Below are 20,855 nucleotides of genomic sequence, written 5' to 3'. Positions count from 1 at the left end.
TAAACTCTCACTCTGAATTATATTTTTGATATCGTCCCAACTCAACAGCGTAAGCTTTACCATGTGTTCTTACATTAAAGACATCCACATCCGGCAGGTTAACCGAACATATATCAAGTAATATTTTTTGGTGCGGAGCAGGCATTTTACTGCCGATGTAAATACACTCAATAGCGTCATGTGAGTATTTATAAAGCCCGGGGTTATTAACGAGCAACCGACATTCATACTCATACTCCCAGCCCGTATGTTTTGTTTGAATGGCTCTAATTGTCGCGTGTTTTGATGTGTCTACTAAATCGTAATAGTCCACGGTGTGTTTGTCATCTTGGTATTCAATCTTTGCCCAGTAAAACTTTTCGTCGTTACTTTCATTTAACGATGCTATAAGTTTGTTTGGATTGTATTTTATACAAAACCCTTTCATACCATCAGCATAGTGCGACCACATCATAACATTACTAACATGTGATGCATCAACCCCAGGTATATCACTTGCTAGACAATATGCCCCTATATTTAAATAGCTTTCATAGAATTTATGATGGGTTTCAATTACTAATTTATTCACAAAACTTTCGAATTCATCTGGCGAATCAAAGTACCTTTTCCGTACAACCTCAGCTGGCGATATTGTTAAGGGGTAGCTTGGTATATTCTTAGTCATGTGCTCAAAAAATTTTTCACGCTCTCTCTTTAAGTCCGGTGGAGTTACAATAAATTGTCCTTCAAAAGGATCATTAAAATCAGAGAGTTTAGAGAACCATGCTTTCCCCTCAGATAAAGCTGACAAAGAGTTTATATTTAACGCTGAAAACTTGTAAACAAATGGGAAAGGAATATCCATAGTGCCCTCAGAAGTTAACTGTCGTCTAATCGATTTTTTAATGTAACATATCAGCATTATTTTTCGGAGGGGCAATACTAGCCATAAAGCCCCGGTTAGTGATACCTAAGCAGCGGAGCGTCAGCGACATCATCGGGTTTTCATAGCGCACAGGTCGCCCGTGCATCCTCTAAAGGAACCGTGGGCCGGCCGGAGATAGAGCCGGATCTTTCGCTACCGGTGCGTATCACTTTAGCCTGTTTATCCCTGTAAAGGGCATCGGGGCTGAATGCTGCGATGTACTATGTTTTGGGAGAGTTTAAAGCCGTTGGTGTGGCATCGCCGTTCAAGTTCATCTGTCGCAGTTTGAGGCGTAGAACTACTGCCAGCGGTTTGATATGCTCCCAGAACCACACACCAAGCCACAACAGCGATGGGTAATTCCTTGGGATACCTTTGTAGGTACCTGAACATTCAACCACTTCTTAACTTGCTGATTTTTACCGAGAAGGTACTAACAGAAAGGATTGGAGCGGGTGAAGGGAATCGAACCCTCGTATGCAGCTTGGGAAGCTGCCGTTCTACCATTGAACTACACCCGCAACGGTGTGCGACTGGCATTATAACCGGTTATCGCCAGCGGGCAAGCGGAGTTCGCATATAACTGCTGATGTTTTAAGCAGTTAGTTCGCCGCAGACGCTGGTGATAAAAAACCGGCACAGTAGCCTGCACCGGTTTTTAAGTGGCGTGGATCTTATTTGGTCGGGCGCATTGCCGGGAACAGGATCACGTCACGGATGGTATGGCTGTTGGTAAACAGCATCACCATGCGGTCGATACCGATGCCAAGGCCAGCGGTTGGCGGCAGGCCGTGCTCCAGCGACGTCACGTAGTCCTCATCGTAGAACATGGCTTCGTCGTCACCTGCGTCCTTCGCCGCAACCTGGTCGGCAAAGCGCTGAGCCTGGTCTTCCGCATCGTTCAGCTCGGAGAAGCCGTTACCGATTTCACGGCCACCAATGAAGAATTCAAAGCGATCGGTGATTTCCGGGTTCTGGTCGTTACGACGCGCCAGCGGGGAAACCTCGGCCGGATATTCGGTAATGAAGGTCGGCTGGATCAGGTGGCTTTCGGCAGTTTCCTCGAAAATTTCGGTCACTACGCGGCCCAGACCCCAGCTCTTCTCAACCTTGATGCCAATGGCTTCGGCAATCGCTTTTGCCTTGTCAAAGTCATCCAGATCGGCCAGATCGGTTTGCGGGCGATATTTTTTGATCGCTTCGCGCATGGTCAGCTTTTCAAATGGCTTGCCGAAGTCGAACACTTCATCGCCATACTGCACCGCGGTTTTACCCAGCACGTCTTGCGCCAGAGTACGGAACAGCGATTCGGTCAGTTCGATCAGATCTTTGTAATCCGCGTACGCCATGTAGAGTTCCATCATGGTGAACTCTGGGTTGTGACGCGGTGAAACGCCCTCATTGCGGAAGTTACGGTTGATTTCGAACACCCGTTCAAAGCCGCCGACCACCAGGCGCTTGAGGTACAGCTCTGGCGCAATACGCAGATACATGTCGATATCGAGCGCATTATGGTGCGTGATGAACGGACGGGCAGATGCACCACCCGGGATCACCTGCATCATTGGCGTTTCGACTTCCATAAAGCCGCGGCCAACCATAAAGTTACGAATGCCAGACATGATCTGCGAACGCACTTTAAAGGTATTGCGCGACTCTTCGTTGGCGATCAGATCAAGATAGCGCTGGCGATAGCGGGTTTCCTGATCGGCCAGGCCGTGGAACTTGTCCGGCAACGGACGCAGGGCTTTGGTCAACAGACGCAGTTCGGTGCAGTGGATCGACAGTTCGCCGGTCTTGGTTTTGAACAGCTTGCCGCGTGCGCCCAGGATATCGCCCAGATCCCACTTTTTGAACTGCTCGTTGTAAACGCCTTCCGCCAGATCGTCGCGCGCGACGTACAGCTGAATGCGACCGCCAACGTCCTGCAGCGTAACGAACGACGCCTTGCCCATGATACGACGGGTCATCATGCGGCCAGCGACGGTCACTTCTACGCCCAGCGCTTCCAGCTCGTCATTTTCCTTGCTGTCGTACTCGGCGTGCAGCTTGTCGGACGTGGTGTCACGACGGAAATCATTCGGGAACGCAATGCCGTTCTCGCGCAGCGCAGCCAGCTTCTCGCGACGTGACTGCAGCTCGTTGTTGAGATCCAACGCCTGATCGGCGCCCTGTGATTGTTGCTCAGACATTTCTGTTCCTCATAACCCGGCTTTCAAACTTGCCTCAATGAATTTATCCAGGTCGCCATCCAGTACGGCCTGCGTGTTACGCGTTTCAACGTTGGTGCGCAAATCCTTGATACGGGAATCATCCAGTACGTAAGAACGGATCTGGCTACCCCAGCCGATATCGGACTTGTTGTCTTCCAACGCCTGTTTGTCAGCATTTTTCTTTTGCATCTCGTATTCATACAGCTTGGCTCGCAGCTGTTTGAATGCCTGATCCTTGTTCTTATGCTGTGAACGGTCGTTCTGGCACTGCACGACGATGTTGGTCGGCAAGTGGGTAATACGCACCGCGGACTCTGTTTTGTTGACGTGCTGACCACCCGCACCTGAAGCGCGGTAAACGTCGATACGCAGATCCGCCGGGTTGATGTCGATATCGATATCTTCGTCGACTTCCGGGTAGACAAACACCGAACTGAACGAGGTGTGACGGCGACCGCCGGAGTCGAACGGGCTCTTGCGCACCAGGCGATGAACGCCGGTTTCAGTACGCAACCAGCCGAACGCGTAGTCACCGATAATCTTGATGGTGGCTGATTTCAGGCCCGCGACGTCGCCGTCGGACTCTTCAATCACTTCGGTCTTGAAGCCTTTGGCCTCTGCCCAGCGCAAGTACATGCGCAGCAGCATGCTGGCCCAGTCCTGCGCTTCGGTACCGCCGGAGCCGGCCTGGATGTCCAGGTAGCAATCCGCGCTGTCGTATTCACCAGAGAACATACGACGGAATTCTAGCTGTTCCAGTTTGGCGATCAGTTGATCAAGCTCAACCACCGCCTCGTTAAAGGTTTCTTCGTCGTCGGCTTCCACCGCCAGCTCAAGCAGACCGGAGACGTCTTCTTCACCCTGCGTCAGGTTGTCGATGGTTTCAACGATGGCTTCGAGCGCGGAACGTTCCTTACCCAGCGCCTGCGCACGTTCGGGTTCGTTCCAGACGTCCGGCTGTTCCAGCTCGGCGTTAACTTCTTCTAAGCGTTCTTTCTTGGCATCATAGTCAAAGATACCCCCTAAGAACGGCAGTCCGCTCGGACAGGTCCTGAATTCGGTTTTTTACCGGGTTTATTTCAAACATGGTTTTAGCGTTCTTACGTTAGATGTCGTCAATGGCGGGATGCCATGGAACCGATAATTCTAGCGGATCTGGGTAACAGATTATAGCGAGTTAGGCAGTTTTTCTGGCAAGTTGCCGGGGCGCCGCGGTAGCCACGCCCCGGTCAAATGGCTCAGTAGGGCCAGATATGCTGGATCAGCAGCTGGACGCTGCGGTTGCCGCGAAACTCGTTGACGTCGAGCTTGTAGGCCAGTTCCACTTCGCGCACGCTGCTGTCGGGCCACAGCGTGGTATCGACGTTGAAGGCAATACCATCCAGCAGCGGTCCGCCGCCAAGCGGCTCCACCATCAGCTTCAGGTGTTTTTCACCCACCAGACGCTGTTGCAGAATACGGAACCGCCCGTCGAAGGTCGGCTCCGGGAACGCCTGCCCCCACGGGCCGCCTTCACGCAATAGCTCCGCCGTTTCCAGCGTCAGCTCCTGCATCGCCAGTTCGCCATCGGACCAGATAACCCCCTCCAGCATCGCGGGATCGAGCCATTCGCCCACCAGGTCGCCAAAACGCTGGCGGAACTCGTCAAACCGCGCTTCCTCCAGCGACAGCCCGGCTGCCATCGCATGGCCGCCGAACTTGAGCATCAGGCCGGGGTTGAGGGTATCCAGCCGCTCCAGCGCGTCACGCATGTGCAGACCGGCTATCGACCGGCCGGAGCCTTTCAGAATACCCTCCCCCGCCGGGGCAAAGGCAATCACCGGCCGGTGAAAACGCTCTTTGATGCGTGATGCCAATATGCCGACCACCCCCTGATGCCATTCGGGATGATACATTGCCAAACCGTACGGCAGCGTGGTGCTGGTACGCTCAAGCTGGTCGCACAGCTGCAGCGCTTCCACCTGCATGCCCTGCTCGATCTCGCGACGCGTCTGGTTGAGCGCGTCCAGATCGTTGGCCAACATGCGCGCCTGCGCAATGTCGTCGCTCAACAGCAGTGCAACGCCTATCGACATATCATCCAGCCGACCGGCGGCATTCAGCCGCGGGCCGAGGGCAAAGCCCAGGTCGTTGGCCGCCAGCTGGCGCGCATCGCGATTGGCCACCTCCAGCAGCGCACGCACCCCGGGCCGGCACTTGCCGGCACGGATACGGTTCAGGCCCTGATACACCAGAATGCGGTTATTGGCATCAAGCGGTACCACGTCGGCCACCGTACCCAGCGCCACCAGATCCAGCAGCTCGGCCAGATTCGGCACCGCTATCATGCGCTGTTCAAACCAGCCACTGTCGCGCAGCCGCGCACGCAACGCCAGCATCAGATAAAACGCCACGCCGACGCCGGCCAGCGACTTCGACGGGAACGCGCATTCGCGCAGGTTCGGGTTGACGATGGCTTCGGCTGCCGGCAGCGTCTCTCCCGGCAGGTGGTGATCGGTAACCAGCACCTGCATGCCCTTGGCGTGTGCTAACTCGACGCCGGCGTGAGAGGAGATGCCGTTGTCCACGGTGACGATCAGTTGCGCGCCACGGGCCGCCGCCTGCTCAACCACTTCCGGGCTCAGGCCGTAGCCGTCCTCAAAGCGGTTCGGTACCAGATACTGGACGTTGTGGCCGCCCATGCTGCGCAGCGCCAGCACCGTCAATGCGGTACTGGTCGCGCCGTCGGCGTCAAAATCGCCAACGATCATGATGCGACGGCCGTCGGCCAGCGCCTGTTGCAGAATCTCGACCGCAGCGTCGATGCCACCCAGCTGTTGCCAGGGCAGCATGCCTTTTACGCTGCGTTCCAGCTCCTGTTCGCCCTGAACGCCGCGCTGCGCGTAAAGTCGGCGCAGCAACGGGTGCAAATTGGCCGGAAGATGGCTGTCATTCGCCGTCTCGCGACGGCGTAATTGGGTTTTGATACTCACCGGCGATTAACCACCGGCTTTGGTTGCGGCCTGATGCGCGTCCAGCATGGCGGCCATTTCTTTCGGCCCCTGATAGCCCGGGATCATCATGCCATTTTCCAGGATGATGGCCGGCGTCCCCTGAATGCCGAACTGCACGCCGAGCGCATAATGCTGGCTGATATCGGTCTTGCAGGTGGCCGGTGAAACCGCGTCGCCCTTCATCGCTGCATCAAATGCCTTGGCCTTGTCGGCGGTGCACCAGATCGACTGCATGTCTTTTTCTGCCTGGGAATTCAGTCCCTGGCGCGGGAACGCCAGATAGCGCACGGTAATGCCCAGATCGTTGTACTCTTTCATCTGCTGGTGCAGTTTGTGGCAGTAGCCGCAGGTGATGTCGGTAAACACGGTGATCACGTGTTTTTCCTTCGGCGCTTTATACACGATCATCTGATCCTTCAATGCCGCCAACTGGGTGCCCAACAGCTGGTTGGTGACGTTGACCGGCTCTTTGCCACTGACGTCGTACAGCGGGCCTTGCAGGATATGCTTGCCGTCTTCGGACACGTACAGCACACCGCTTTCGGTCAGTACGGTTTTCAAACCGGCAACCGGGGAAGGCTGTACGTCCGACTGCTGAATGCCCAGGCTGGCCAGCGCTTTCTTGATTGCCGCGTCATCGGCGTGGGCCGTGCCGGCCACCGAGGCCACCAGCAGCGAAACCAGCATTAAACCTTTTTTCATTGTTCCAATCCTTTCGAAGCCGAGCGTCAGGCGCGCGGGTGATGCTGTTGATGTAGCTGTTTCAGTCGTTCGGTTGCTACATGAGTATAAATTTGAGTGGTAGAGAGATCGCTATGCCCCAGTAACATCTGTACGACACGAAGATCGGCCCCATGGTTCAGCAAATGGGTAGCGAATGCGTGCCGCAACACGTGCGGAGATAAGCGTTCGCTATCGATGCCGGCTAGGATCGCATAGTGTTTGATACGATGCCAGAACGTCTGTCGCGTCATTTGCTGACAACGCTGGCTGGGGAACAGCACGTCGATCGTCTGCCCATTGACCAGCCATGGCCGGCCATGCTCCAGATAATTTTCGATCCAGTACACGGCTTCCTCGCCCAGCGGCACCAGCCGTTCCTTGTTGCCTTTACCGATCACTCGCACCACGCCCTGGCGCAGGCTGACGTCGCTAATGCAAAGCCCCACCAGTTCGGAAACGCGCAGCCCGGTAGCGTACAGCACCTCCAGCATCGCCTTGTCACGCAGCTCCAGCGGCTGATCGACGCACGGCGCCTGCAATAGCGCCTCGATTTGCGCCTCGCTGAGATCCTTCGGCAGCCGCTGCGGCAGTTTGGGCGAGGCCAGCAGCGCACTGGGATCGTCGGCGCGCATTTTTTCGCGGTACAGGTATTGGAACAGGCGACGCATGGCGCTCAACAGGCGGGCGGAACTGCTGGCCTTGTAACCCCCCTCGACCCGCTCGGCAAGGAACGCCTGCAAATCCAGCGCCTCGGCCTGCAGCAAGTCGCGATTGTGCTGCGCCAGCCAGTTGACCAACGCCTGTAAATCCAGCCGATAAGAGGCCAGCGTATTTTCCGCCAGATTGCGTTCAAGCCACAGTGCATCCAAAAATTGCTCTATCAGCGCATTCGCCTGTTGTTGCACCCGGTCCTCTCTTTGTTACGGTTTACACCGTTGGCATTATGCCTTAAGCCAGCGTAAATCTGGTACACTCGTTGCCATTCCACGCACTACCAACGGCAACATAACGGTTAACACATGAAGATTGGTCTGTTTTACGGCTCCAGCACCTGCTACACCGAAATGGCGGCAGAAAAAATCCGTGAGATTCTGGGTGAAGACCTGGTCGACCTGCACAACCTGAAAGACGTCTCGCCCAAACTGATGGAAGACTATTCCGTGCTGATCCTCGGCATCCCCACCTGGGATTTCGGCGAGTTGCAGGAGGACTGGGAAGCCATCTGGCCACAGCTGGCTGAACTGGATCTGCAAGGCAAGATTGTCGCCATGTACGGCATGGGCGATCAACTCGGTTATGGCGAATGGTTCCTCGATGCGCTAGGCATGCTGCACGACCAGCTCAAACCGCTCGGCGTGCAGTTTATCGGTTTCTGGCCCATCGACGGCTTTGAATTTACCAGCCCGAAACCGCTGGCGGCCGACGGCAAACACTTTGTTGGCCTGGCATTGGACGAAGTAAATCAATACGATATGAGCGAAGACCGCCTGCAGCAGTGGTGCGAACAGATCCTGCTGGAAATGGAGCCATTGCTGTAACCGGCAATCAACCAGGGCGCGGCACGCCGCGCCCAAACGATCGGTCCGCTTCCTTGCGACAATATCCATCGGTTGCTGGCGTGTAAACCAGCGTGTCGGCAATGCTGGGCCGATCTTCTACCAGCCAGATCGGCGGTTTCATCACGGCGCCTCGCTATCATCCCCCGGCGGGAACGACAACCGCTGGCGCAGTTGCCGCCAGTCCGTTTTGCTCATGCAGTCAGACGCCAGCCACAGCCGGCGTCGTTTTTGCCCGTCAAGCGGTTCCAGCGTAAACAGAATTCCGAAGCGCAGCATCCAGGGCCGGCCGATAACCCGCCATTCCTGGTCGTCCCACACTACATGCCGCGGTGCACTCAGCACTCGCAGCTCCCCCTGGCGCGTGGCTATGCGCTTTTGGCTGCGGATGCATTCAAACACCACCAGCGTCAGCAGCACCAGCCACAGCGGGCCGTAGCCTTCTGGCCACGGTGAAATCAGGATCAGCAGTATCAGCGCGCCATGCGCCAACAGCGAAACGATCTGGGTGCGCCAGGAGATACGGACATTACATCGCCACTGGGCCACGGTCTTTATTTCGCGTCTGGATCAAGGTCACCATTCTCTGCAATTCGTGGTCCTGCGGAGCGCCATGATTCATCAGCCAGTTAAATAAATCGGGATCGTCACATTCCAGCAGGCGGATAAACAGCGCCTTGTCTTCATCGCTCAACGAATCGTACTCATATTCGAAAAACGGCATGATCGAGATATCCAGTTCGCGCATGCCGCGGCGGCAAGCCCAGTGAATACGTGCTTTATTATTGATATCCATGTTGTTATGACTAACCTCTGTTCTGCGTGGCTTCGGCGTGGCAATGCCAGTATAGGGTTCACCTGTTACACTGTATGGCAACGCATGCTCGATATAATTCCGTCGGTTAACAATTAGTTTGTCAGGGTAATGTCAGCCGTAAGCGTATAGAGTAACAATTTGACATACTCGCCGGGAAGAACGTTTGCTGCGGAAAGCGCAATTAAGCGCTAAATGTCAAAAAAAGCGCTGCCAAGCAATAACTGTTTGCAAAGCCGGTCACCTCTTTTACCATGGTGGGCATACTCCTTTCGGTAAGCTTAACGTTAATCAGGATCTTACTCATGGCGTTCAATATTCCTTTTCCACCCCGTCAACCCTCCGCTTCGTCTCACCTGCCGCTTACGCTGATATCGCTGGAAGACTGGGCGCTGGTGACGCTGAACGGCCCGGACACGGTGAAGTATCTCCAGGGGCAGGTCACCGCCGACATCGACCAGTTGGCGGCTGACCAGCACGTGCTGTGCGGCCATTGCGATGCCAAAGGTAAAATGTGGAGCAACCTGCGTCTGTTCCGGCGTGGCGAAGGCTTCGCCTATCTGGAGCGCCGTAGCCTGGCAGACAACCAACTGGCAGAAATCAAAAAGTACGCGGTATTTTCCAAAGTGACCTTTAGCGCGGACAACGACGCGGTGCTGCTGGGCGTCGCCGGTTTCCAGGCGCGTGCGGCGCTGGCGGGGGTATTCAGCCAATTGCCGGACGCGGCGCATCCCGTGGCGCAGGACGGCGATACCACGCTGTTGCACTTCAGCCTGCCGGCGGAACGCTTTTTGCTGGTCACCACTGCCGCAGTCGCCGAACAGCTTTGCGCGAAGCTGCAAGAGCAGACGCAATTGAACGACAGCCAGCAGTGGCTGACGCTGGACATTGAAGCTGGCTACCCGATTATCGACGCGCCAAACAGCGCGCAACTGATTCCGCAGGCCACCAACCTGCAGGCGCTGGATGGCATCAGTTTTAGCAAAGGCTGTTATACCGGCCAGGAAATGGTGGCGCGCGCCAAGTTCCGTGGCGCCAACAAGCGCGCCATGTATTGGCTGGCAGGGAAAGGCAGTCGGGTGCCTGCCGCGTCGGACGATTTGGAACTGCAACTGGGGGAAAACTGGCGCCGTACCGGCACCGTGCTGGCCGCCAGCCAATTGGCCGACGGTACGCTATGGGTGCAGGCGGTGTTGAATAACGATCTGGCAGCGGACAGCAAACTGCGGTTGCGCGAGGACGTCGGCGGTGAGCTCGGTATCATGCCGCTGCCGTACTCGCTAACGGAAGAGTGATTCGGCACCAAAGGCGCAACGGGTTGCGCCTTTTTTACCCCCAGCCCCAGGTGATTTACTGCTGCTGAAGCTCGTCGTCACGCTGCACCAGATAAATCAGCACCAACAGGATGGTCACAAAGAAACGGAAGGCGTCAGGCACACCATTCCACTGTTTTGACATCCACATGCCGAACCATTCGCCGCCGATCGACATAAACGCCACCTGCCAGGTCAAAAAACCCAACGTAAGGCCTGCTACCGCCCACGCCTTACGATGATTAAAGGTCGCCGCCGGCAGTCTGAGAGCACGCAGTAAACGCACCCCGCCAATCCAGCACAGCAGCGCCGTTAAGGTTTCCAGCGCAATGATGCCGATATAGCCGGCATGGTGCATCCACGGGGTATCAATGGCGCGATAGGTAATGGTGGCGTCAGGGAAGATGGTATCCATCATAAATACGTGGTGTACGAAGGCAAAATTAGAGCCGTAATCGGTGATATTACCAAAGGCGACTAATGACGCGAACAGAGCAATGGCGCAGACAAGCAGCGCTTTGGATAAGCGAATAATCATAATGATAGGTCCTGAAAGAAAACAAAAAAACATCCGAAGATGCATATTGCGGGCTCAGGAATGAAGAAAGGAACTTGTTGGATACCCGAAAGAAACAAGCGCTTCTTTCTAACGTAAAAGAAACGCTTATTCAATATGGAATTAACGTCCAGTGATTAGACGTACAGATAAATCGCCATAAAGTGGCACACGCTGCCGCCCAACACAAATGCGTGCCAGATGGCATGGCCGAAGCGCCAGCGCTTGGAGGCATAAAAAATCACCCCCAGGCTATACACCACTCCACCGACGGCCAGCAGCGTAACGCCGCCGATATCCAGCCGCGTAGCCAGCTGATAGATCACGATCAGCGACAGCCAGCCCATGGTCAGATAGGTCACCAACGACAGCGCCTCGAAGCGGTGGGCAAACGCCAGCTTGAAGATCACGCCAAATAGCGCCATGCCCCAGATTACCGCCATCAGGCCACGCGCCAGCGGCGAATCCAGCCCGACCAGTAAAAACGGCGTATAGGTGCCGGCGATCAACAGATAGATTGCACAATGGTCAAACTTTTTCAGCCAGTATTTGGCCTTTTGATGTGGTATGGCATGATAAAGCGTAGAAGCCAGATACAGCAGAATCATGCTGCCGCCGTACAGGCTGTAACTGGCGATGGCGGTTGCCCCGGCGCCGGTATCTACCGCCTGCACCAGCAGCAGCACCAAACCGACAATGCCGAAAATCAACCCAATCCCATGACTGATACTGTTGGCGATCTCTTCCGCCCACGGATAAGCCGCATTGGCCAACTTGTCGGCCCCGACTTTAACTCCACCCGCTTTTCCCATAACAACCAAACCCTCAATACCGGCACTATTGCTCGAAATTTCCACAACGCAGCTTAGCTGAGAATAATTCCAGTGTACAAGTGTACGCCAAAATAAAACTGTGTGGGCGTGTAACAAGGCACAAACGTCGAAATCTGTCGTTGAGTGATCTACAATCATCCGGCTTTAAACCCACCGACTACCGAGGCTGTATCATGTCATCTGCCGTACCCGCGTTAGAATTTGGCGCCATGACTCAGGTCATCCAGTTCCTGATGGAAATCGATAAACTCAAGAGCGTTCAGCGCCGCACCAAAGTGCTGGGCACCCAACGTCAGGAAAACTCCGCCGAGCACAGCTGGCACTTCGCCATCGCCGCCATGAGCCTGGCGCCTTATGCCGCTGAAGGCGTTGATATCCAACGCGTGATCCAGATGGCCCTGCTGCATGACATCGTCGAAATCGATGCCGGCGACGTGCTGGTCTACGATCTGGCCGCGCGTGCCGCGATTCACGATCAGGAAGTCGCCGCAGCGCGTCGTCTGTTTGGTCTGCTGCCGGAACCACAACGTGAGTATTTCAGCGCGTTATGGCAGGAATATGAAGATGGCGAAAGCGCCGATGCACGCTTTGCACTGGTGCTGGATCGCACCATGCCAATGCTGATGAATCTGCATAACCAGGGGCAGAGCTGGGTTGAAAACGGCATCAGCCTCGATCAGGTGCTGTCGCGCAATGCCATGATCGCCGAGGTCTACCCGGAACTGTGGCAGCATTTGTCCCACCATCTGCATGAAGCACAGCGCAAAGGCTGGCTGAAGTAAGCATCAGGCTGCAGCACCACTACTGCAGCCTCCTTGCTTACGACAACGGTTTTCTCTGGCGTGCCAGCGCCTCCTCATAGCTAGGCATAGATGCCGCCGCACCGGCTCGCTCTACACATACCGCCGCATAAGCCGCAGCAAATCGTATCGCCTCGCTCAATGGCCTATTGCCCGCCAGCTGCGCCGCCAGCGCACCGTTAAACGCATCGCCCGCGCCGGTGGTATCTTTAGGCTGCGCCGGGAATGCCGGGATCAGCTCGCTGTTTTCACCGTTGGAGAATAGCGCCCCTTGCGTGCCCAGCGTAATGATCAACCGCCGGATCCCCTTGGCATGCAATACCTGGGCCGCCACATGCGCCGAGGCCAGATCCCGTACCTGTACCCCGGTCAGCAACGAGCATTCGGTGGCGTTGGGCGTCAACAGGTCGACCTGCGCCAACAGGCTGTCCGGCACGGGTTGAAACGGCGCCGGGTTGAGGATGATGAAGGTTTGCGCCTCGCGGGCGATGGCGATCACCTGCTCGATAGCCGACAGGTTGTTCTCCAACTGGGTCAACAAAATATCGGCGGCGGCGATCGCCGGGCGACATTGGCGCACCTCTTCGTCGCTGACCGTCAGGTTGGCGCCAGGATCGACCGCAATCATGTTTTCCGCGTCCTCGCCGGCGACATAAATCAGCGCATTGCCGGTCGGACATTTGCCGGTGGCAAACAGCGTCACCGCGTCAAAACCGGCGCCGTCGAGATGGCGCCGGGCAAAGCTGCCGAAATCATCGCGCCCCACTTTGCCGATATAATGCACCCGCGCGCCAGCGCGCAGCGCGGCGGTTGCCTGGTTGGCACCTTTACCGCCCGCCCCCATCATGCTGTTACGGGCGATCAGCGATTCCCCGGGCCGCGGGAAACGCGCCATCCCGGCGACGATATCCAGGTTGAACGAACCGAATACGCATACCTTGCCTTTCATTGTTGGTGCTCTCCGGTGAGTTGAAAATAACGTCGTGCGGCCAGGCAGGCGCCTTTGCTACCGGTTTCGTCGGTAACGCGGCTGATGGAGATCGCCAGCCCTTGCGCCGGTTGCGGTCCACGCAGATGGCGACGGATTTCCCGCACCAGCCACGCCAACGGAAAACCGCTCATGGCGATCACCCCGCCGCCGAGGATCAGCCGCTGCGGATCGAGAATATTCATCTCGATGGCGATGGTTTGCGCCAAACATTCGATAAATTGCTGCAGTTCGGGATGTTCAGCATGGCGTTCAAACAGCTGGGCAAACGGCGTTTGCGGCACATTTCTCTGTGCCCAGCCGGTCAGCCAATGGCCGGATATCAGACTTTCAACGCAGCCCCGCTTGCCGCACGGGCAATCGCCCTGATGGCCGGGCCAGGGAATATGTCCCAGCTCTCCGGCGGCGCCGTGTGCACCGTGGTAGAAATCATCGTTCAGCCACAGGCTGTTGCCCATGCCGGTCCCTAAATACAGTCCTGCCGCCACCTGCGGCAGCACCGGAAACTGCTGCAGGTCCCACCAGAGCAGATGGTTAACGTCCTTGTCCATCTGCACCGGTAGCCCCAACCGTTCGGTCAACAACTCAGCCACCGGCCGCTGGTCCAGCGCCGGAATAAACGGCAGCGACAGCACCCTGCGGCGATCGCGGCTGAGGATACCCGGTAGCCCAAGCATCACCTGCGCCACCGAGCCCCCCTGCCGGCATTCGGCAATCAGCGCCGCCAGCGCCGCCAGTGGATCTGACCGCTGTGCCCAGCTGGCAGTCGCCACTTTGCGGTAACCGCTAAAGCTGCCTGCGTCATCCATCAACTGCAGACGGGTATTGGTGCCCCCCACATCAACGCCAATAAAATGCTGCATCATGTTCTCCCGCTCAGGCTGCCTGCCGCATTTGATCCAGCATTTTGTCCCATGCCGCATCCAGATCCGCATCGAGGTTGAACAGCCCAGAGCTGCCGACGATCAATACCTCGGCGCCGGCGTTCATCAGATCACGATAGGTGCGCTGATTGCAGGATCCGTCAATCTCGATCAGATAACTGAAATTGTGCTGCCGCTTCAGTTCGCTGAGTTGACGGATCTTCTCCAGCATTTCCGGAATAAACGGCTGGCCGGCATAGCCGGGATCGACGGTCATCACGGTGATCTTGTCCAACAGATGAATGTAATGGCGGATAAACTCCACCGGGGTGGCCGGATTCAACACTACCCCGACCTTTTTACCCAGCGAACGGATCTGGTTGATTACCCGGAAGGCGTCGCGATTAATAGTCTCGGCATGCGGGCAGATAAAGTCTGCGCCTGCGCGGGCGATGGGTTCGATAAAATCGGTCGGGCTCTCCACCATCAGATGCACGTCCAGCACCAGCGGAGTGTGCGGGCGGATCTGTTCGATAAAGAACGGCGACAGCGTGATATTTTTAACATAGTGCCCATCCATAATATCGATATGCAGCATGTCGGCACGGCGGTTCAGCACCGCCAGTTGCTGTTTGATATCCATCAGGTTCATGCACATCAATGAAGGTGAAATCTGGTATTTCATTCGCGTTATCCTGCACAAGAGGTAAATTAACTGCCCACCGCCGCCCTGGCTTTCGCCGCGCTGCGGCGCACCGCCCGCCGCTGCCGGTAGTGGTTACGGAAAAACTTAATCGCCAACACAATGAGCAATACCGCGCCCCACATCGCCAGGCTGAAATGGGGGCTGATGTTCATCAGGTTCAGACCGGTAGAGATCACCTGCAGCACGATCAACGCCAGCACCACACCGCTGACCCGCCCGAACCCGCCGAACGGATCGGTGCCGCCCAGAATGATCGCCAACACCGTCAACAGCAGGTAGGAATCGCCATAGCCCATACGCGCCGAATTGAAGCGCGCCATCATGATCAATCCAGCGATTACGCATAACAGGCTGGAAATCATATAGATGGCGATCAGTACTCGATGGGTATTCACCCCGCTGAAATGGGTGGCGTTGATATTGCTGCCGCTCATGTAAATGTATTTGCCGAGCCGGGTTTTCTGCAGGAACAGCGCCAGTAAAACGGCGGCCAGCAGAAAGATCAGCAGTGGCACAGGCACTCCCAGAACGCTTTCCGCCCCGATAAAACGCACGATTTCCGGCATGCCGCTCAGCGCCGCGCCGCGCGTCAGATAGATGCCGATACCGTTAACGATGGTCATGGTTGCCAGCGTCACCAAAATCGGGTGCGCGCCGATGTAGGCCACCAGTGCGCCAGTTGCCGCGCCGAGCAATACGGCCAACAGCATCGCCGCCGCCAGCGCCAACACCAGCCACAGCGCCTGCAGTGCCAGCCCGGCATCAGGCGGCAAGTAACTGATAAACAGCCAGGCCATCAGCAGGCTGGTCAGATTAGCCGTGGCGATAATGCACAGATTCAGACCCCCACTGAGGATGGGGATGAACATGGCCAACGTCAGCAGGCCCAGCTCGGGCAGTTGGAAAGCGACGCTGGTGAAGGTAGCGCCACTGAAGAAGCGGCCCGGCAACAGCAAGCTGAATGCCAGCACTACCGCCAACAGCAGCACAAACAGGCCGACGGTGGTAGCATCCGCGCGGAATTTCAGGTTATTGACCATCAGGGACTCCTCAGGCGAAACCAACGTCGGTTTCTTTGCGTTTCTTGTGATGGGTAACGGTAATGGCAACGACGATCACCAGACCGATCGCGATATTCATGAAGTAGTTGGAGACGCCGATCAAGTTGAGACCGTTTTTCAGCACGCCAATCAGGAACACGCCCATCAGAGTGCCGACCACGCTGCCCTTGCCGCCGTTCAGGCTGGCGCCGCCCAGCACCGCAGCCGCCAGTACGTCCAGTTCGCCGCCTACCAGCGCGTTGGGCACCACTTCCCCCATACGGTAGACCTGCACCAGACCGCCGATCGCCGCCATCGCCCCCAGATAGCCGTAAGCGAACAGGTGCAGCAGCCCCACCCGAATGCCGATGCGCCGTGCCGATTCCTGATCGCCGCCGACGGCGTACAGCTGGCGTCCGAGATGCGTTTTGTTCAACAGCAGCCAGGTCAGCAGCGCTGCCGCCAGCATCACCAGCGTCGGCAAACCGATCTGGTAGCCTTGCTCCGCCAATTGGAACGGCAGTACGCTGCGCGGCAGCGTCCACCATTCCGGCAGCGCATACAGGCTGCGACCGTTGGTCAACCACATCAACATGCCAAACAACAACGCCTGCATGCTGATGGTGACGATAATCGAGACGATGCGCAGGCAATAGATCAACAGCGCATTGACCATGCCCAGCAGAGTGCCAATCGCCAGCGCCAGCAGAATGCTGCCGACAGGGCTGACCAGCCCGTAGTGGGTCGTCAGGCTAGCGATCAGGTACTGCACCACCGAAGCCACGGCAGCGAAGGAAATGTCGATACCGCCGGTCACCAGCACCACGAACAGGCCAAGCGCGAAAATACCGCTGACCGCATAACTTTCGCTCAAATCAAGCAGGTTCTGTACCGTCATGAACTGGTCGCTGAGCAGTGAAAAGACCGTGACCGTTAGCAGCAGCACACAGGCCAGATAGCCTTCGTTACCGCGCGGCCGCAGGCTGAATTTACGCATTTATCGCCTCCGCAAGCTGTTGTTGGCTAACCTGCCCCGGCAGGTATTCGCCGACCACGCCGCCACCGCTGAAGTGCAGCACTCGATCGCAGTTGTAATACACCTCCGGCACCTCGTCGGAAATCAGCAAGATCGCAATCCCTTCCTGCGCCAACAGATGGATCAGCCGATAAATGCTGGCCTTGGCGCCAACATCGACACCGACGGTGGGAGAGTCAAGGATTAGGATCCTCGGTTGGGTCAGCACCCACTTGGCCAGTACAATTTTCTGTTGATTGCCGCCCGACAGCGTCGAGATCGCCTGCGCCGGATCCGCCACGCGCACGCCGAGCTTGTCGATCCACTCGGCCACTATCCGGTTCTTGCGGTATTCGTCGATCAGATGAAAACGCCCGCGCAGCTGGTCGAGAATGGCCAATACGGCGTTGTCCGCGACTGACTGCTGCAGCACTAACCCCAGCGTAAGGCGATCCTCCGAGACATAGCCGATGCCGGATTTGATCGCATCTTCATGGCTGCGGAAACGCACCGGCTTGCTGTCGAGATAAACTTTGCCGCTGTCCGGCCGGGTCATGCCGAACAGGCTAAGCGCCAGTTCGGTACGGCCAGAACCGAGCAGCCCGCACAGGCCAAGCACTTCCCCCTGATGCAGACGAAAACTGACGTCGCGATATTGCCCGCTGCGGCTAAGACGCTCCACCTCCAGCATGACCCGATCGGGGTTCAAACTCGGTGCCTTGAGCTGGTAATCCAGCTTCAGGCCGGTCATCAGTTCGGCCAGTTGCGCGCCGGTGATCTCCGCCGCAGGCCATGTGCCGATCTTGTTGCCGTCGCGGATCACCGTGACGCGATCCGAAATCTCCAATACCTCATCCAACCGGTGGCTGACGAACACCACGCAGATCCCTTTTTCTTTCAGGTAATTTACCGTCCGCAGCAGCTGATTCACTTCGGTGCGCGTCAGCGAGGCGGTGGGTTCATCCATGAAAACCACCCGCGCGTCCGCTACCAACGCGCGACAAATCGCCACCTGCTGACGCTGGGCGATCGGCAGTTCCGCCACCCGGCTATCCAGATCCAGATTAAAATTCAGTTCATTCAGCAGGCGCTCGGCGGTTTTTCGCAGCCGCCCCGGGCGGTACCAGCCCAGCAGCCCGCGCAGGTTGTGCTCGAAGGCGATGTTTTCCGCCACCGTCAGGTTAGGAAACAGCGACAGATCCTGGTAGATCACCTGAATGCCGAATCCGCGCGCCTGTTCAGGCGACAGTCGGCTGAAGGTCTGAGCACCGATGATGATACGGCTGCCATCGTCAGGCTGATAGACGCCGGCGATCGCCTTAATCAGGGTGCTCTTGCCGCAGCCGTTGGTGCCGGCCAGACAGTGCACTTCGCCCGGCATCAACGTCAGATCAATATCGTTCAACGCGCGCTGACCGCCAAAGGTCATCGACAGTCGCTGCAGCGCTATCAGCGGAGTATTCTGCGCCGTCGTCATCCCGGAGGTCATCATTATCACAGCCCCATCTTCACCAGCGTCGGCAGGTTTTGCTTGTCCAGGCTCTCGGTTGCGTTGCCGAGAATGGTGTGTTGTTGCTCATCCACCCGTACCTTGCCCATCCCCTCAATGGTCATGCCGTCGGCGATCTTCTCGCCTTTGCTCATCATCTCGGCGATGCGCACGAACACCTCGCCGGCCACCAGTGGATTCCAGATATAACCACCCTTGATGGCGCCGCGATTTACCAGCGAAGCGCCCTGGCCCGGGCTGAACGGTCCGAACACGCAGATGTCGTTGGTTTTCCCACGGCTGAGCACCGCGCGCCCGGCGCCGATCGGCCCCTGCGAACCAAACGCCAACACCCCTTTAAGATCCGGGTATTTGGCCATCAGATCGTTGGTGGTCCGCACGCTGTCATCCAGCGACTCACCCACGCCGAACTTGTCACCCACCAGTTGCATGTTTGGATAATGCTGCTTTTGATAATTAATGGCCGAATCAGACCAGGTAATGTGCAGCGGCACCGTCAGGCTGCCGACGTACACCGCATACTTGCCCTGTTCCTTCATGCAGGCGGCCAGCCCTTTCATATGATTGACCCCGTGCTGAGCGGCATCGACCAGCTCAAAGTCCCAGTCGGCGTATTTTTGGCCGGGTGACTCGTGCACGATCACCTTGATGCCTGCCTCCCGGGCGCGTTTAAGCACCGGTTCCAGCACCCGGGCGTCGTTCGGCACCACGCCGATGATGTCCACCTTCTGGGCGATCAAATCTTCGATAGCCCGCACCTGCAGCGCCGGATCCGCCGCCGTCGGGCCAATCATCCAGGCGTCGATGCCGCGTTTGGCACCCTCGCTCTTGATGCCAGACTCCATGGCGTTGAACCACGGAATGCCGCCAATCTTCACCACCACGCCCATTTTTATTTTGTCTGCCGCATGCGCGGACAGCGACAACAGCAGCGAGGCAAACAAACCGGCCAGTACAGATTTTTTCATTGTTCCATCTCCACGAGTTTTGGCTGTAATTAACTGTTTTGATCGTTTTTAGTTATCTCGACGTTTTTTTTGCGGCGGGTGAAACCTCGATCACGTCCACATTGTTCCAGGCCAATTCCTGACGAAATTCGTCATCGCTGAGCCGATCGGTGATCAACGTGTCGATTTCCCGATAGTGGCAAATGCGTGCAAAAGAACGGCGCCCAAACTTGCTGCTGTCCACCAGTAGAAACTTGCGTTCGGACGCCAACAACATCTGCTGCTTTAGTCGCGCATGGTGCTCGTTGCTCTCGCGGATGCCGCCGTCCTGGCAGATGCCATGGCAAGAGAAGAACAACTTGTTGATCACGAATTCTTTCAGCATCTGCTCCGCCAGAACGCCGATAAAGTCCTCATATTTAGCGGAATATTCGCCGCCCAACCCGATGGTGCGCACGTTAGCCTTGCAGGCTAACGTCTGGATGATATGCAGCGAGTTGGTCAACACCACCAGCGAGATATCCGGTAACTGCCGCGCCAGAAACCAACTGCTGGAACTGCTGTCCAGCAACAGACAATCACCGGGAGAAATAAACTCCAGGGCACGCTTGGCGATACGCGTCTTCTGCTCCGGCGCATCGTTGCTGCGCTGGCGAAAAGACTCGCCCTGATCGATCTCGGTGGGCACATAGATCTTTTCCACCGGGGGCGATTCGACGAACACCGCGCCGCCGTGGCTGCGCAACAGCAGGCCGCGCCGTTCAAGCAGGGCCAGGTCACGCCGAGCCGTTTCGATCGAGATATGGCACAGTTGTGCCACCTCCTGCACCATCACGCGGCCGCGCTGGCTCAAGACTTCGGCAATAAAACGATGACGTTCTACAGGCAGCATGTTTCTTCTCCCCTCCTCTACGGTGATTACGATATCGGTTCGTCACGTCGCGTTTTGCGCCCTGACGCAAAGCAAACCACGCCGCGATCGGTCAACGATCGCGGTGTGATAGTTGTCAAAAAATTGGATGAAAAATGAAATGGACAATTACGAAACTGTGGTCAGTCGTGCAGTTCTGCAAGGATT

At 56.7% G+C, this 20,855-nt stretch carries 22 protein-coding genes and 1 tRNA gene; 3 read left to right on the top strand and 20 right to left on the bottom strand.

Annotation, left to right across the window (positions count from 1 at the left end):
* Nucleotides 1-7: 7 nt before the first annotated feature.
* The 7 genes from NYE85_RS08860 to xerD form a co-directional block, all read right to left on the bottom strand.
* Entirely contained in the window at nt 8-847 is an 840-nt protein-coding gene (locus tag NYE85_RS08860; RefSeq protein ID WP_259004375.1) for a DUF2971 domain-containing protein, read from the bottom strand.
* A 507-nt stretch (nt 848-1,354) separates the two neighbouring features.
* Nucleotides 1,355-1,428: transfer RNA gene (locus NYE85_RS08855), tRNA-Gly, on the bottom strand.
* Between the two features lie 153 nt (nt 1,429-1,581).
* Nucleotides 1,582-3,099: a lysine--tRNA ligase gene (gene lysS / locus NYE85_RS08850; RefSeq protein WP_259004374.1), complete on the bottom strand. Its 1,518-nt coding sequence runs from the start codon at nt 3,097-3,099 to the stop codon at nt 1,582-1,584.
* 9 nt (nt 3,100-3,108) lie between these two features.
* A protein-coding gene (gene prfB / locus NYE85_RS08845; RefSeq protein WP_259004373.1) for a peptide chain release factor 2 occupies nt 3,109-4,207 on the bottom strand; the annotation gives its coding sequence in 2 pieces (ribosomal slippage) (nt 3,109-4,131 and nt 4,133-4,207; 1,098 coding nt in all).
* A gap of 151 nt (nt 4,208-4,358) precedes the next feature.
* Nucleotides 4,359-6,092, bottom strand: coding sequence for a single-stranded-DNA-specific exonuclease RecJ (recJ, locus tag NYE85_RS08840; protein ID WP_259004372.1), 1,734 nt, complete (start codon nt 6,090-6,092; stop codon nt 4,359-4,361).
* A gap of 6 nt (nt 6,093-6,098) precedes the next feature.
* Entirely contained in the window at nt 6,099-6,815 is a 717-nt protein-coding gene (gene dsbC / locus NYE85_RS08835; RefSeq protein ID WP_259004371.1) for a bifunctional protein-disulfide isomerase/oxidoreductase DsbC, read from the bottom strand.
* A gap of 26 nt (nt 6,816-6,841) precedes the next feature.
* Complete coding sequence (gene xerD / locus NYE85_RS08830; protein ID WP_259004370.1) at nt 6,842-7,741, bottom strand: site-specific tyrosine recombinase XerD; 900 nt, start codon at nt 7,739-7,741, stop codon at nt 6,842-6,844.
* 114 nt (nt 7,742-7,855) lie between these two features.
* Between xerD and fldB the strand changes: the two genes are divergently transcribed.
* A complete protein-coding gene (gene fldB / locus NYE85_RS08825) occupies nt 7,856-8,374 on the top strand; it encodes a flavodoxin FldB (protein WP_259004369.1) in 519 nt (172 codons plus the stop codon).
* Between the two features lie 7 nt (nt 8,375-8,381).
* On the opposite strand, the gene NYE85_RS08820 is transcribed toward fldB, so the two are convergent.
* Genes NYE85_RS08820 through sdhE form a run of 3 tightly spaced genes read right to left on the bottom strand, consistent with a single transcriptional unit; the run spans nt 8,382 to nt 9,188 of the window.
* Entirely contained in the window at nt 8,382-8,516 is a 135-nt protein-coding gene (locus NYE85_RS08820; RefSeq protein WP_259004368.1) for a hypothetical protein, read from the bottom strand.
* Entirely contained in the window at nt 8,516-8,941 is a 426-nt protein-coding gene (locus NYE85_RS08815; RefSeq protein WP_259004367.1) for a protein YgfX, read from the bottom strand. The genes NYE85_RS08820 and NYE85_RS08815 overlap by 1 nt, the downstream gene beginning before the upstream one ends.
* Nucleotides 8,922-9,188, bottom strand: a complete 267-nt coding sequence (gene sdhE / locus NYE85_RS08810; RefSeq protein WP_259004366.1) for an FAD assembly factor SdhE — start codon at nt 9,186-9,188, stop codon at nt 8,922-8,924. The genes NYE85_RS08815 and sdhE overlap by 20 nt, the downstream gene beginning before the upstream one ends.
* A 323-nt stretch (nt 9,189-9,511) precedes the next feature.
* Here sdhE and ygfZ point away from each other — a divergent pair, with 323 nt between their 5' ends.
* On the top strand, nt 9,512-10,501 hold the full coding sequence (gene ygfZ / locus NYE85_RS08805; RefSeq protein WP_259004365.1) for a tRNA-modifying protein YgfZ: 990 nt from the start codon (nt 9,512-9,514) through the stop codon (nt 10,499-10,501).
* 55 nt (nt 10,502-10,556) lie between these two features.
* Here ygfZ and NYE85_RS08800 read toward each other — a convergent pair whose 3' ends face one another.
* Entirely contained in the window at nt 10,557-11,057 is a 501-nt protein-coding gene (locus NYE85_RS08800) for a DUF2165 family protein (RefSeq protein ID WP_259004364.1), read from the bottom strand.
* A 155-nt stretch (nt 11,058-11,212) separates the two neighbouring features.
* A complete protein-coding gene (locus NYE85_RS08795; protein WP_259004363.1) occupies nt 11,213-11,887 on the bottom strand; it encodes a hemolysin III family protein in 675 nt (224 codons plus the stop codon).
* A gap of 194 nt (nt 11,888-12,081) precedes the next feature.
* On the opposite strand from NYE85_RS08795, the gene NYE85_RS08790 reads away from it, so the two are divergent.
* Nucleotides 12,082-12,690 (top strand): HD family hydrolase, encoded by a 609-nt coding sequence (locus NYE85_RS08790; RefSeq protein WP_259004362.1) that lies wholly within the window; start codon nt 12,082-12,084, stop codon nt 12,688-12,690.
* 37 nt (nt 12,691-12,727) lie between these two features.
* Here the strand turns inward: NYE85_RS08790 and rbsK are convergent, their stop codons facing one another.
* The 8 genes from rbsK to NYE85_RS08750 are packed head-to-tail and all read right to left on the bottom strand — an operon-like array spanning nt 12,728 to nt 20,669.
* Nucleotides 12,728-13,657 carry a ribokinase gene (gene rbsK, locus NYE85_RS08785; protein ID WP_259004361.1) on the bottom strand — a complete coding sequence of 310 codons (930 nt, stop codon included), beginning with the start codon at nt 13,655-13,657 and terminating at the stop codon, nt 12,728-12,730.
* Nucleotides 13,654-14,562, bottom strand: a complete 909-nt coding sequence (gene alsK, locus NYE85_RS08780; protein WP_259004360.1) for an allose kinase — start codon at nt 14,560-14,562, stop codon at nt 13,654-13,656. Before alsK ends, rbsK begins: the two co-directional genes overlap by 4 nt.
* Before the next feature lie 10 nt (nt 14,563-14,572).
* Nucleotides 14,573-15,244, bottom strand: a complete 672-nt coding sequence (alsE, locus tag NYE85_RS08775) for a D-allulose 6-phosphate 3-epimerase (RefSeq protein WP_259004359.1) — start codon at nt 15,242-15,244, stop codon at nt 14,573-14,575.
* Between the two features lie 26 nt (nt 15,245-15,270).
* Nucleotides 15,271-16,305, bottom strand: a complete 1,035-nt coding sequence (locus NYE85_RS08770; RefSeq protein ID WP_259004358.1) for an ABC transporter permease — start codon at nt 16,303-16,305, stop codon at nt 15,271-15,273.
* A gap of 10 nt (nt 16,306-16,315) precedes the next feature.
* Nucleotides 16,316-17,302, bottom strand: a complete 987-nt coding sequence (locus tag NYE85_RS08765) for an ABC transporter permease (RefSeq protein WP_259004357.1) — start codon at nt 17,300-17,302, stop codon at nt 16,316-16,318.
* On the bottom strand, nt 17,295-18,812 hold the full coding sequence (locus NYE85_RS08760) for a sugar ABC transporter ATP-binding protein (RefSeq protein ID WP_259004356.1): 1,518 nt from the start codon (nt 18,810-18,812) through the stop codon (nt 17,295-17,297). The genes NYE85_RS08765 and NYE85_RS08760 overlap by 8 nt, the downstream gene beginning before the upstream one ends.
* 2 nt (nt 18,813-18,814) lie before the next feature.
* Nucleotides 18,815-19,798 carry a substrate-binding domain-containing protein gene (locus NYE85_RS08755; protein WP_259004355.1) on the bottom strand — a complete coding sequence of 328 codons (984 nt, stop codon included), beginning with the start codon at nt 19,796-19,798 and terminating at the stop codon, nt 18,815-18,817.
* A gap of 52 nt (nt 19,799-19,850) precedes the next feature.
* Nucleotides 19,851-20,669, bottom strand: coding sequence for a DeoR/GlpR family DNA-binding transcription regulator (locus NYE85_RS08750; protein ID WP_259004354.1), 819 nt, complete (start codon nt 20,667-20,669; stop codon nt 19,851-19,853).
* Nucleotides 20,670-20,855 lie beyond the last annotated feature (186 nt).

Origin of the sequence: Serratia sp. AKBS12, assembly GCF_024793895.1 — a bacterium.
In the GTDB taxonomy this organism is placed as follows: Bacteria; Pseudomonadota; Gammaproteobacteria; order Enterobacterales; family Enterobacteriaceae; genus Serratia_F.
This window is presented reverse-complemented; position numbering and strand designations above follow the sequence as displayed.